The 235-nt window shown below is 45.5% G+C and carries 1 protein-coding gene; it reads right to left on the bottom strand.

Annotation, left to right across the window (positions count from 1 at the left end; genetic code table 11):
• Window positions 1-235 (bottom strand): hypothetical protein (locus AAEY88_RS15515; protein WP_350563823.1); only part of this gene is annotated, 235 nt, incomplete at both ends.

Raw genomic sequence — 235 nt, 5'->3', positions numbered from 1 at the left:
AAAATATCGTGTGGTACATACATGCTTAGCCGAGGGTGAGCCCAAACATCGGTTTTGTCATACCAGTAGTTTTCGCCGGAAATACCACCATAGGCGACAACCAGTGTCGGGGTGTAATGGACTTCCGTCTGGCTCCAAAATTGTTTGATGTCGTTATAAATCGAGGCAACGGGTAATGAGTGCTCTACCGTTGTGTGGCCATCGGCAATCATTGACAAGTTATGTTGTAATAAAC

Source organism: Psychrobacter sp. CAL346-MNA-CIBAN-0220 (assembly GCF_040309805.1).
Classification (GTDB): Bacteria; Pseudomonadota; Gammaproteobacteria; order Pseudomonadales; family Moraxellaceae; genus Psychrobacter.
The sequence above is the reverse complement of the archived record's forward strand: the minus strand, read 5'-3'. Positions and strand labels throughout refer to the sequence as shown.